Raw genomic sequence first — 12038 nt, 5'->3', positions numbered from 1 at the left:
AAAACAATAACAATGAACAAACTATTTTTAGCACTGTTACTACTTTTTACAAGTATGTCAATATCGGCGCAGCAAGCCTTGTTTGGTGGTGCCGAAATCGTGTCGCCAGAAATCCATGACAACGGAACGGTTACTTTCAGGGTCAAGGCACCTGCAGCCAATGAAGTGAAGCTTGTGGGAGACTGGATGCCTATGGAAGGTTGGGTTAGAAAGCCGCAAGCCATGAATAAGGATGCCGAAGGTCTTTGGACGCTTACCACTGCTACCTTATCACCAGATTTATACAGTTACAATATTGTTGTAGACGGTGTCATGACTACCGATCCTAGTAATGTTTATATGATCCGCGATGTGAGTTCTGTGTTCAGTGTGTTTATCGTTGGAGGTGGTAAAGCCGATATGTATGAGGTGAATGAAGTGCCTCACGGTACAGTGGCCAGACGTTGGTACGATTCTCCTGGGAATAATATGAAGAGACGATTAACGGTTTACACCCCTGCAGGCTATGAAACCAGCAAAAAAGATTATCCTGTATTCTATTTGTTGCACGGTATGGGAGGTGATGAAGAAGCTTGGATTGCTTTAGGAAGAACAGCCCAAATTATGGACAACCTTATCGCACAAGGAAAAGCAGAACCTATGATTGTAGTAATGCCTAACGGAAATGTGGCTCAACAAGCAGCACCGGGAGAGTCTCCAAAAGGGCTTTATAAGCCAACCATGCGTTTAGATCATACCATGGATGGTAAAATGGAAGAGACTTTTAAGGATATCATGACTTTTGTGGAAAGTAATTATCGCGTTAAAAAAGGTATGGACAATACGGCTATTGCAGGATTGTCAATGGGAGGGTTCCACTCTTTGCACATTTCAAGATCCTACCCAAAAACTTTTGGTTATGTAGGATTGTTTTCTGCGGCAGTAAAACCTATGGAAGGCACCACTTCAAAATTTTATGAGGATATGATGACTTCCATAAAAGCTCAAAACAAAAATGGTTACAAGCTGTACTGGATTGGAATGGGAAAAACAGATTTCTTATACCAAGGAATGGTAGAATATCGCAAGGAATTGGATGCCATAAACATGAAGTATGAATATCACGAAAGTGAAGGAGGGCATACTTGGACCAACTGGAGAGACTATTTATGCGTTTTTGCCCCAAAACTTTTTAAATAGTCTTAGGAATGAAAAAAATATTTGGATTAGTTATATGTATTTTTCTTGCTCAACTCGGCCATGCACAGTGGCCGGGTATGGGTATAGTTGAGTACAAATCAATGCCCAGTAAAATCCTGAAAAAGGATCGGGAATATGCCATTTACTTGCCTAGGGATTACAAAACCAATACCGATAAAAAATATCCAGTGCTTTATTTGTTGCACGGAGGAGGAGGTAGCCATACCGATTGGCCTAAACAAGGTAGCTTGGAAGGCGTTGCTAATCAATTGATCACTTCAGATGCGGCGGCCGAAATGATCATTGTGTGTCCAGAGGCAGGAAAGGATTTTATGAATTACTTCAACAATCCTGATTGGAGGTATGAAGATTATTTCTTTGAAGAATTGATCCCTTATATCGAAAGCAATTACCGTGTGATTGCCGATAGGCAACATAGAGCCATTGCAGGATTGTCTATGGGAGGTGGTGGTTCTGCCGTCTATGCGGTGCACCATCCAGAAAAATTCTCTTCGGTATATATTATGAGTGCTTACCTAAAGCGCCAAACAGAATTGTTTTGGATAGATTTTAATGAGCCTACCCAGAAGAAGATCCATCAGTTGGTAGAAGACAATAACCCTATGGATTATTTAAAAACTGTGGATGCGGCGAAGCTTGCGCAAATAAAAGAACTGAAGTGGTTTATCGATTGCGGGGATGACGATTTTACATTCGGTCCCAATATGGAATTTGTAACTGTTCTTAGGGAATTGCAAATACCGTATCAATTGCGCATTCGTGATGGCAACCACACTTGGGACTATTGGCACTCAGCCCTGTATTTGGCCCTGCCATATGTGTCTAACTTTTTCAGAAGTTAGAAAAGAGAATTTAAATAGGATAATCAAAACTAACATATCAATCATTGCTTTGATGCTTCAGAAATGAAGGTGTCATGGGATGAAATTGTCAAATAATTAAACTAAAAAACCAATGAAAACGAAATTGATACCATTGTTTTTCGGTGCCATGGCACTAATGGGATGTGGAGATAAAGAAACGCAGGAAGCACCCGCAAAACCTACCGTGGATGTAGATGCCATGATAGGCAAAATGAGCTTGGAGCAAAAGGCAAAACTTGTGGTGGGAACAGGAATGGATTTTCATATTCCAGACTCTATCTTAAGCAAAATGCCAAAACCTCCGGTAGATCCAGATACCGCTTATGCGGATATGGTAAAGAGAATTAGAACCTATTTGCCAGGCGCAGCGGGGAACACTTCTGAATATCCAGAAATAGGCATTACTACCCAAGTTTTGGCCGACGGACCTGCAGGTTTGCGTATCTCCCCAACCAGAAAAGATGATGACAATACTTATTACTGTACAGCATTCCCAATTGCTACGGTTTTGGCGTCTACTTGGGATACCGAATTGGTAAACGAAGTGGGTAAAACCATGGGGAAAGAAGTGTTGGAATATGGTGCCGATGTACTATTGGCGCCAGGGATGAACATTCAAAGAGATCCATTGTGTGGACGTAACTTCGAGTACTATTCCGAAGATCCTTTGGTAACTGGTAAAATGGCTGCGGCTATGGTGAACGGGATTCAGTCCAACGGTGTTGGGACTTCTGTAAAGCACTTTGCTGCCAATAACCAAGAAACCAATCGTATGTCTACCAATACTGTGGTAAGCGAACGTGCTCTTCGTGAAATTTACTTGAAAGGGTTTGAAATTGCAGTTAAGGAGTCGCAACCTTGGACCGTGATGTCTGCCTACAATAAAATCAATGGGCAATATGTGTCTGAAAGCAAAGATTTGCTGACCAATATTTTAAGAGAAGATTGGGGCTTTGAAGGCTATGTAATGACCGATTGGGGTGGTGGAAGTGATATTGTTACCCAAATGGAAGCTGGTAATGATTTGATCATGCCGGGGCAAAAAGAGCAAATTGAAACTTTGATCAAAGCTGTTGAAGAGAACAAAATGGATGAGGCTGTTTTGGATAAAAACATCAAAAGAATTTTGGAAATCATGGTGAAAACACCTCGATTCAAGGGGTATGATGTGTCTGGAAAACCAAACTTGAAAAAACATGCAGAGGTAACTAGACAAGCAGCTACTGATGGGATGGTGCTTTTGGAAAATAAAGACAATACTTTGCCTTTGACGGATGTTAAAAAAGTAGCGGTTTTTGGAACCACATCTTACGATTTCATTTCAGGAGGTACCGGTAGTGGCGATGTAAATGAAGCCTATACCATATCACTTATTGACGGTTTGAAAAATGGCGGGTTCCAAATCAACGATGCACTTCAAACTACCTACGAGGCCTACATTAAGGATGCTAGAGCTAAACAAGGAAAGCCAGACAATTGGTTAGCGGCTATTATGGGAGCTAAGGATCCTGTGGCTGAAATGCCTATCAAGGCTCAGGACGTTTCAAAAGCAGCTGAAAGTTCAGAAATCGCTTTGATTACTATTGGAAGAAATTCTGGTGAAGGTGGAGATCGTAAGCCTGAGGCTGGAGATTTCTACTTAACCAATACCGAAAAACAATTAATTGCAGAGGTTACTAAAACCTTCCATGCAGCGGGTAAAAAAGCCATCGTAGTATTGAATGTAGGTGGTGTGGTTGAAACCAAGAGCTGGGCACAGATTCCAGATGCAGTGTTGTGTGCATGGCAACCAGGACAGGAAGCTGGAAATTCGGTAGTGGACGTAATTTCTGGAAAAGTGAACCCTTCTGGGAAATTGGCGATCTCCTTCCCTGTAAAATATGAAGATGCGCCTTCTTCAAAATCTTTCCCTGGATATTCCATTGAAGGAGAAACAGGAGACGAGGAAGATCTTTCAGGATTTTCATTTATGAGAAGAGTGCCTTGGGAAACTGTTTATGAGGAAGATATCTATGTAGGATATCGTTACTACAACACCTTTGAGGTACCAGTAGCCTATGAGTTTGGTTACGGACTTTCCTATACCAATTTTGAGTATTCCAATATGGAAGTTGACAAACAAACATTTACCGATGAATTATTGGTATCTGTAACGGTGAAGAATACGGGAACAGTAGCAGGAAGAGAAGTAGTGCAGCTGTACTTAAGCGCGCCTACTGTGATATTGGAAAAACCAGAGCAAGAGTTGGTAGCTTTTGGAAAAACTAAAATGTTGGCTCCAGGTGCTACTGAGACCCTTCATTTTGTATTAAGAACCAAAGATTTGGCGTCTTTTGATGTGGCGCGTTCTAGTTGGATTGTTGAGGCAGGAGACTATGAGTTGAAAGTAGGTGCTTCTTCAACAAAAATCAATGGTACGGCCAAGTTCAATGTAGCTCAAGAGATTTTAGGGGATAAAGTGCATAAAGCATTAGTACCTCAGGCAGACTTTAAAAAACTAAGCAGAAACTAAGCTAATAAAGACGTTTTTTAGTGTTAACCAACTGGATAGAAGGGAGGGGCAGCGCTCCTCCTTTTTTATCCAATATTTTAAAGAATCATGAAAAGAATAGTACTCTTATTGGTAGTGTTGCTCACCAAGTTTTTGATCTGCAATGCACAATCTTCCATACCAAAAGGAACCGTTGAAATCGATTCAATTTACTCCAAACATCTGGAAAATGCTTTTGGCGAGAATCCCAAACGCGCTATTGCCGTGTACTTGCCTCCGGGCTACCACGAAACCAAACAGAAATATCCTGTTGTTTATTTTCTTCACGGATTTACAAACGACCATACCATTATGAATTATATGGAGGAGCTTTTGGATTATGCCATTGCTTCCCAAAGAATACGGCCATTTATTTTGGTGACTTCCGATCAAAAAACAACCTATGGTGGCAGTTTTTACAGCAATTCGGGAGTGTTTGGTAATTGGGAGGATTTTACGGTTCAGGATTTGGTGGGGCATATAGACAAAACGTACAGAACCCTTCCTAAAAAAGAAAGCAGGGGTATTACAGGCCACAGCATGGGAGGATATGGAGCTCTGTTGCTGGCCATGAAACATCCGGATGTGTTTAGTTCGGTATATGCCATTAGCCCAGGGGCTTTGGCTATCGTTCGGGAATATGGACCCAATAGTGAGACTTTTAAGGAGCTTTCCAAAGCCGAAACTATGGAGGATTTGTGGAAAACTTATTTCGGTGCCGTGATGGTGGCCTTTGGTCGCTCATGGTCACCTAATCCAGATAAAGCCCCATTTTACTGTGATATGCCTTTTGAATATCAAGGGGATAAATTGATTGTGCATCAGGAAACCTTGCAAAAGTGGTATGACAACATGCCCTTTTATATGATTGATACCTATTTAGGGAATTTACAGCAATTGGAAGCTATTAAATTGGATTGGGGACGAAATGCAGGCGACCGCTTTACGGTTCAATGTGAAATGTTTAGTCAGCGTTTGGAAAATGTGGGCATCACCCATTTTGCCGAAGAATACATAGGAACCCATGTAAGCGATATCTATACCAAACAAGGCCGAATTCCACAGCAGGTCTTACCGTTTTTTGATGAATATTTAAAATTTGAATAGCTTATGTTGGCCACCCTAGGACTCGTTTCAATACTACTTTTGCTTTATTTGGTAATGGCCAAAAAAGCCTCTCCGGTAGTGGCCTTGATAATCGTTCCTGTGGTTACAGGATTGATGGCGGGATTAGGTTTTGAGGTGGTAGACCTTATCACGGAAGGGATCAAATCCATAGCGCCAACAGGCGTCATGTTTATATTCGCCATTCTCTTTTTTGGCATCTTGACCGATGCGGGCACTTTTCGCCCAATCATTCAACGTTTATTGAAATTGGCAGGAAACGATCCTGCTAGGGTAGCAGTAGCCTCGGCGCTTTTGGCAATGATTGTGCATTTGGATGGCTCGGGTGCTGTAACTTTTTTGGTGACGGTTCCTGCGTTTTTACCCGTGTACGATCAACTGAATATGAAACGTTCCACTTTGGCCTGTATTGTCGCTTTGGCCGCAGGTACCATGAACATTGTGCCTTGGGGCGGACCAACCATAAGGGCGGCAACGGCTTTGGATATTTCGGTAACCGAATTGTTTAATCCTATGTTGATCCCTGTAGTGATAGGCTTGCTCAGTGTGTTATTGTTAGCCTATAGGTTGGGGAGCAAAGAGCTGCACGTAGATATTTCGGAAGTTACTATTGATACAGATGAAACGGCTTCAGATTTGGAACGTCCTAAATTATTTTGGGTGAACAACCTATTGATTCTTTTGGCTGTTGGCACCTTGATTTCTGGTGTGGCACCACCCCACGTTATTTTTATGATAGCCTTTGTGCTGGCCTTAAGTATTAATTATCCAAATATCAAAGAACAATCTGAACGGGTCAACGCCCATGCCAAAGCAGCCATGCTTATGGCGAGTATTTTATTTGCGGCAGGTTGCTTTACGGGAATTTTGAAAGGCTCTGGAATGATAGAGGCTATGGCAGAAGCTGCCGTAACCTATATTCCAAATTGGGTGGGTGGTCATTTACCGGTGATAACGGGAGTATTGGCCATGCCTGCAAGTTTATTGTTCGACCCCGATTCCTTTTATTTTGGGGTTTTGCCCTTGCTGTCGAGCACTTCAGCTCATTTTGGTGGGGACGCCATTGAAATTGGTCGTGCTGCCATAACGGGGCAAATGACTACAGGATTTCCCGTGAGTCCTTTAACAGGAGCAACATTTTTGTTGATAGGATTGACAGGCGTGGATTTGGGAGAACACCAACGGAAGACCATTCCTTATGCCTTTGGTATAAGCCTAATTATTTTAATCATGTCATTATTGGTAGGAGCCATAACATTTTAACTATGAAAACAATTAGAATTGGTAGCGGAGCTGGTTATGGAGGAGACAGGTTGGAGCCGGCCTTAACTTTAATGGAACAGGGTAATCTCGATTACATCTGTTTTGAATGTTTGGCAGAACGCACCATTGCCTTAGCTCAAAAAGAGAAAAAGGCCAATCCCAATAAGGGATATAATCATCTTTTGGAATACCGAATGGAAAAAGTATTGCCATTGGCTTATGAGCACAAGATCAAGGTCATTACCAATATGGGAGCAGCCAATCCAATAGAAGCCATGGAGGTGATAGCTACTATGGCAAATCAGCAGAAGCTTAAAGGATTGAAAATAGCTGCCGTCTTGGGAGATGATGTCCTTGAGAATGTAAAAGAAGCACTTCATTTGAAGATTTTGGAGACAGGTCAACCTTTGAGTTCTATTAGCGATAGCATGATTTCAGCCAATGCCTATCTAGGGGTAGAAGGTATTGTTGAGGCTCTAAACAATGGCGCAGACATTATCGTAACAGGCCGTGTGGCCGATCCTTCACTATTTTTGGCGCCTATGGTATTTGAATTCAATTGGCAACTTACAGACACGGATAAACTTGGCAAAGGCACCATGATAGGGCATTTGTTGGAATGTGCTGCTCAGGTATGTGGCGGTTATTTTGCCGATCCTCCTAAAAAGATCGTGCCAGATTTGGCTAATATTGGGTTTCCTTTTGTGGAGGTCAATGAACATGGGTATGGTTTTATTTCCAAAGTGAAAGACACAGGCGGACTTATCAATACGGCCACTTGTACAGAACAATTACTCTATGAAATTCATGACCCTTCCAAATATTTTACACCAGATGTGGTGGCCGATTTTTCAAAAGTAACATTTGATGAAATCGACACGGATACCGTTCAATTTAAAAATGCCAGTGGACATCCTGCTACCAATACCTATAAGGTAAGCGTGGGCTATGTTAACGGCTTTTTTGGAGAAGGACAAATCAGTTATGGAGGGGCAAATGCCTTGGCAAGAGCCAATTTGGCTATAGATATTATGAAACAGCGTTTGGCTGTTTATGGGTTTGAAGATTTACGCTTCGATCTTATTGGGGTGAATTCATTGGCGCCTTTCAATGTGGAAGTTATGGAGGTTCCTGAAGTCAGGCTTAGTGTGTCCGGAAGGGCAGCTACAGCCGAACTGGCGAGACATATTGGTAGGGAAGTGGAAGCGCTTTATACCAATGGTCCAGCAGGAGGCGGTGGTGCAAGCCAAAAAGTAGAGGAAGTCATATCGGTCCTGTCGGTATTATGGTCTAAATCAGATATTAAAATCGAAGTGGTTTACACAAATATATAGCAAGATGAAACTTTGGGAAATTGCACATGCCAGAAGTGGGGACAAGGGAAATATCAGTAACCTGTCACTCATAGTATACAATCCAGAAGATTATAAAATCATTCAGGAAAAGGTAACCCCCGAAAGGGTCAAACAATGGTTGTCTAAGCAGGTGAAAGGAGATGTGAAACGCTACGAATTGCCGCAACTAGGAGCTTTGAATTTTGTGTTGAAAGAGGCTCTATTCGGAGGGGTGACCAGTTCCACAGCCCTAGATAAACACGGCAAATCCTTGAGTTCCTATTTATTGGAAATGGAGATTTAATGCCAACAGAAAACTAAAGCGTATGTACTATAACAGAAGAAACTTTCTTAAACTATCATCTCTAGGTTTGGTGGCGGTTCCATTGATTCCTCAACTCGTATTTCCTGGAACATTTAATAGTTCTGATAATATTATAGCAAACACCGCTTACGGTAAAATAAAAGGGTATCGTCAGGAAGGTGTTTCTATATTTAAAGGGGTACCATATGCTGGTAAGGTTTCAGGGGAAAGACGGTTTTTGACTCCCGATAAGTTGAAGCCTTGGACCGGTATTAAAGATGCTATACAATTGGGCTCGCCTTCCATTCAAACACCTAATCAAACCTTTGGAATTAATGAGCCGGCTCCTGCCGAAGATTGTTTGGTGCTCAATATTTGGACGCCTGAAACAGATTATAAAAAGCGCCCAGTAATGGTTTACAACCATGGCGGTGGATATAATAATGGATCTGGAGGAAGTGTCTATCAAGATGGGGCTAATCTAGCGAGATATTATGATGTGGTGGTAGTGGAAACCAATCACCGTTTGGGGTTATTGGGCTTTCTTTATCTGGATCATTTAGCAGATGAGGACTATCAAGGTTCTGGGAACAGGGGAGTTCAGGATATTGCCATAGCCTTGAAATGGGTAAAGGAAAATATAGCAGAATTTGGAGGAGATCCTGATAATGTGATGATTTTTGGAGAGTCTGGTGGCGGTATGAAAACCTCTTGTCTGTATGCCATGCCAGAGGCAGCGCCGTATTTTAATAAGGCCTCCATAGAAAGTGGTCCTGGCGTGATTTTAAAAACTGCAGAAGATGCCGCCATTACAACAGACTTGGTTTTAAAGGAGCTAGGCATAGCTTCAAAGGACTGGAGAAAACTACTCAATCTTTCTGCTCAGGAATTGTTGCAGGCACAATTGAAAATACAGAGCTTGCCAGCTCAGGGTAAAGTGCGGGGAGGCTTTATGGGAATAGGAGGTATTGGTACCAACGGATTTGGAGCCGTGGTTGATGGAACAGTGTTGCCTCATCATCCATTCGAACCTACAGCTGTAGCACTGTCAAAAGGCAAACCATTGATGGTAGGTTGGAATGAGGATGAGTACATTTTCTTTGCGATGTTCGGGGGAGATACATCGGTGTTCAATCTTAGTGAGGCTCAGTTGCAGGAAAAACTAAATGAAGAATTTGGAGACCAAGCAAACGAGATCCTAGCTGTTTATAAAGAAACCAATCCAGGAAAAACACCTTCCGAACTATACATCACAATCCGCTCCATTCTCTTTATGGGCTTAGGCTCGGTGCAAATAGCCGAGAAGAAAGCGGCTCAAGGAGGCGCTCCTGTCTACCTGTACAATTTTGGATATAAATCGGAGGTGAAAGTACCCGGTACCGATGTGGAATTTGGTGCTATGCATGCTTTGGATATTCCTTTTAAATTCTACAATGTGGCCCCCATGAAAGATAAATCGGGGAATGAAAGTACGGGTATGGCAGGAAATAGACCGGAGCGTTTTCAAGCGGCTGATAATATGGCGAAGCTTTGGACCTCATTTGCCAAAAATGGCATCCCTCAAGCGGAAGGAATTCCGTCGTGGGAACCCTATAATTTGAAGCAGCGACCAACCATGCGCATCGATGCTTCTTGTGAGATTATTTACAATCGTTTTCAAAAGGAAATAAATATGTGGCGGGAAGTCACAAAAAGCTAATACTAAATCGAAATCAATTATGAAAAGATTACAACAATTCGTCTTGTGTACAGCGGTCTTGAGTTTAGGACTTTCCTGTACACAGCAGGCGGAAAAAACAACGCTTACAGCACAGGCTGATGAACAGCAACTGTTTATTGGAGATACCATTGCTATTGCCCAGACCAAATATGGAAAGGTGCAGGGCTTCATACTTAGGGATATTTACAATTTTAGGGGCATTCCCTATGGAGCCAGTACAGCGGGTAAAAACCGTTTTATGCCACCACAGGAACCTGAAGCTTGGGAGAATGTCTATCCAGCATTATGGTGGGGAAATACCGCTCCGCAAATTATGGAGAATAGATATGCCAATGCAGCTTCATCATTTACCGATCACTGGAATTATGATGATGTAAGTGAAGACTGTTTGAAATTGAATGTTTGGACACCCGAAATTGGAAGTGCTAAAAAACGACCAGTATTGGTGTGGTTGCATGGAGGTGGTTATACCAATGGTAACGGTATTGAACAGGATAGTTATAATGGCGAAAACTTGAGTCGTAAAGGCGATGTGGTCTTTGTGTCCATCAATCATCGTTTAGGACCTATTGGTTTTTCAGACTTGTCAGGAGTAGGAGGCGATAAGTATGCGCATTCTGGAAATGTAGGGGCTTTAGATATGGTAGCGGCCCTTAAATGGGTAAATGAGAATATCTCCAATTTTGGTGGCGATCCAAATAATGTTACCATCATGGGGCAGTCTGGTGGAGGTGCCAAGGTATGTACGCTTACAGCCATGCCAGAGGCCAAAGGATTGTTCCATAAGGCCGTGCCGTTGAGTGGGTCTACGACTTCTGCAAAAAATCAGGAATCGTCTAGAAAAATAGGAGAGTATATCTTGCAAGAAGCAGGTCTTAAGGCTTCAGAGATTGATAAATTACAGGAAATTCCTTGGCGTGAGTATATCGATATTGCCAATCGTGCTACCAAACGATATGTAGAGGAGAATAACATCACCGATTTTTTCCGTGGAGGATTTGGTCCTGTTGCGGATGGAATTCATATCCCAGAAGGAACATTTTACAGCGAAGCCAATGGGCTGTCATCAGAGGTGCCAATGCTTATCAGTAGTACCTTTCACGAATGGTCTATGTCTAGATATGTGCCGGGACTTGAGGACATCACCAAGGATAAAGCTATTGAGGGCTTAGCACAGCGAGCTGGATTTGGTGGTGGATTGGGAGATAAGGCCGCACCAGTTTATGAAGCGTATGAAAAGTCGTTTCCAGAGGCAAAACCTGTGGAAATCATGACGCTTATTGCCAGTAACCGTAAAGGCGTGGTGGAAACAGCCAATGCCAAGGCAAATCAAGAAGCTCCAGTATATGTGGCTTGGTTTGGTTGGGAACCTCCTTTGTTTGATGGAAAAATGAGAGCCTTCCACTGCTTGGATATTAGTTTTTGGTTCAATAACACAGATTTGATGTTTACCCATACCGGTGGAGGTGCTGAGCCGCGTGCTTTGGCCGAGAAAATGTCAGGTGCTCTGTTACAGTTCATGAAAACAGGGAATCCAAACACGGCTGTTTTACCTGAATGGCCGGCTTACACCTTGGAAAATGGCGAAACCATGCTTTTTGATGCAGCCTGCGAGGTGAAAAACGATCCAGATAAGGAAGGACGCGAGCTTTTGTAAAATGACATGTTGAGGTCTTTTAAAAGGCTTGTATAATGAGTA

General features: G+C 42.4%; 9 protein-coding genes. All 9 read left to right on the top strand.

Translation table 11 applies throughout. The features are described 5' to 3' along the window. Positions 1-12 precede the first annotated feature (12 nt). The 9 genes from ZA06_RS00630 to ZA06_RS00590 all read left to right on the top strand — a co-directional run bounded on the left by ZA06_RS00630 (position 13) and on the right by ZA06_RS00590 (position 11996). The gene (locus ZA06_RS00630; protein WP_053975486.1) at positions 13-1179 is read left to right on the top strand and encodes an esterase; all 1167 of its coding nucleotides are present in this window, start codon (positions 13-15) and stop codon (positions 1177-1179) included. A 101-nt stretch (positions 1180-1280) separates the two neighbouring features. Continuing rightward, positions 1281-2042 (top strand): alpha/beta hydrolase, encoded by a 762-nt coding sequence (locus tag ZA06_RS00625; RefSeq protein WP_168155194.1) that lies wholly within the window; start codon positions 1281-1283, stop codon positions 2040-2042. A gap of 112 nt (positions 2043-2154) precedes the next feature. Further along, the gene (locus ZA06_RS00620) at positions 2155-4575 is read left to right on the top strand and encodes a beta-glucosidase (protein WP_053975484.1); all 2421 of its coding nucleotides are present in this window, start codon (positions 2155-2157) and stop codon (positions 4573-4575) included. Positions 4576-4662: 87 nt separating this feature from the next. Beyond that, positions 4663-5700 carry an alpha/beta hydrolase gene (locus ZA06_RS00615; protein ID WP_053975483.1) on the top strand — a complete coding sequence of 346 codons (1038 nt, stop codon included), beginning with the start codon at positions 4663-4665 and terminating at the stop codon, positions 5698-5700. Positions 5701-5703: 3 nt separating this feature from the next. After that, positions 5704-6981, top strand: a complete 1278-nt coding sequence (locus tag ZA06_RS00610) for a CitMHS family transporter (RefSeq protein WP_053975482.1) — start codon at positions 5704-5706, stop codon at positions 6979-6981. Between the two features lie 2 nt (positions 6982-6983). Further along, the gene (locus ZA06_RS00605) at positions 6984-8315 is read left to right on the top strand and encodes an acyclic terpene utilization AtuA family protein (protein ID WP_053975481.1); all 1332 of its coding nucleotides are present in this window, start codon (positions 6984-6986) and stop codon (positions 8313-8315) included. Between the two features lie 4 nt (positions 8316-8319). Continuing rightward, positions 8320-8619, top strand: coding sequence for an AtuA-related protein (locus ZA06_RS00600; protein ID WP_053975480.1), 300 nt, complete (start codon positions 8320-8322; stop codon positions 8617-8619). Positions 8620-8641: 22 nt separating this feature from the next. After that, positions 8642-10318: a carboxylesterase/lipase family protein gene (locus ZA06_RS00595; protein ID WP_053975479.1), complete on the top strand. Its 1677-nt coding sequence runs from the start codon at positions 8642-8644 to the stop codon at positions 10316-10318. A 19-nt stretch (positions 10319-10337) separates the two neighbouring features. Next, positions 10338-11996 (top strand): carboxylesterase/lipase family protein, encoded by a 1659-nt coding sequence (locus tag ZA06_RS00590; protein ID WP_053975478.1) that lies wholly within the window; start codon positions 10338-10340, stop codon positions 11994-11996. The last annotated feature ends 42 nt before the right edge of the window (positions 11997-12038 follow it).

Origin of the sequence: Mangrovimonas xylaniphaga, from assembly GCF_001280435.1 — a bacterium.
GTDB lineage: Bacteria > Bacteroidota > Bacteroidia > Flavobacteriales > Flavobacteriaceae > Mangrovimonas_A > Mangrovimonas_A xylaniphaga.
This window is presented reverse-complemented; position numbering and strand designations above follow the sequence as displayed.

Coding starts and splice junctions, on each gene's coding strand:
- ZA06_RS00630 (WP_053975486.1), top strand. CDS start 13: ATGAACAAACTATTTTTAGCACTGTTACTACTTTTTACAAGTATGTCA.
- ZA06_RS00625 (WP_168155194.1), top strand. CDS start 1,281: ATGCCCAGTAAAATCCTGAAAAAGGATCGGGAATATGCCATTTACTTG.
- ZA06_RS00620 (WP_053975484.1), top strand. CDS start 2,155: ATGAAAACGAAATTGATACCATTGTTTTTCGGTGCCATGGCACTAATG.
- ZA06_RS00615 (WP_053975483.1), top strand. CDS start 4,663: ATGAAAAGAATAGTACTCTTATTGGTAGTGTTGCTCACCAAGTTTTTG.
- ZA06_RS00610 (WP_053975482.1), top strand. CDS start 5,704: ATGTTGGCCACCCTAGGACTCGTTTCAATACTACTTTTGCTTTATTTG.
- ZA06_RS00605 (WP_053975481.1), top strand. CDS start 6,984: ATGAAAACAATTAGAATTGGTAGCGGAGCTGGTTATGGAGGAGACAGG.
- ZA06_RS00600 (WP_053975480.1), top strand. CDS start 8,320: ATGAAACTTTGGGAAATTGCACATGCCAGAAGTGGGGACAAGGGAAAT.
- ZA06_RS00595 (WP_053975479.1), top strand. CDS start 8,642: ATGTACTATAACAGAAGAAACTTTCTTAAACTATCATCTCTAGGTTTG.
- ZA06_RS00590 (WP_053975478.1), top strand. CDS start 10,338: ATGAAAAGATTACAACAATTCGTCTTGTGTACAGCGGTCTTGAGTTTA.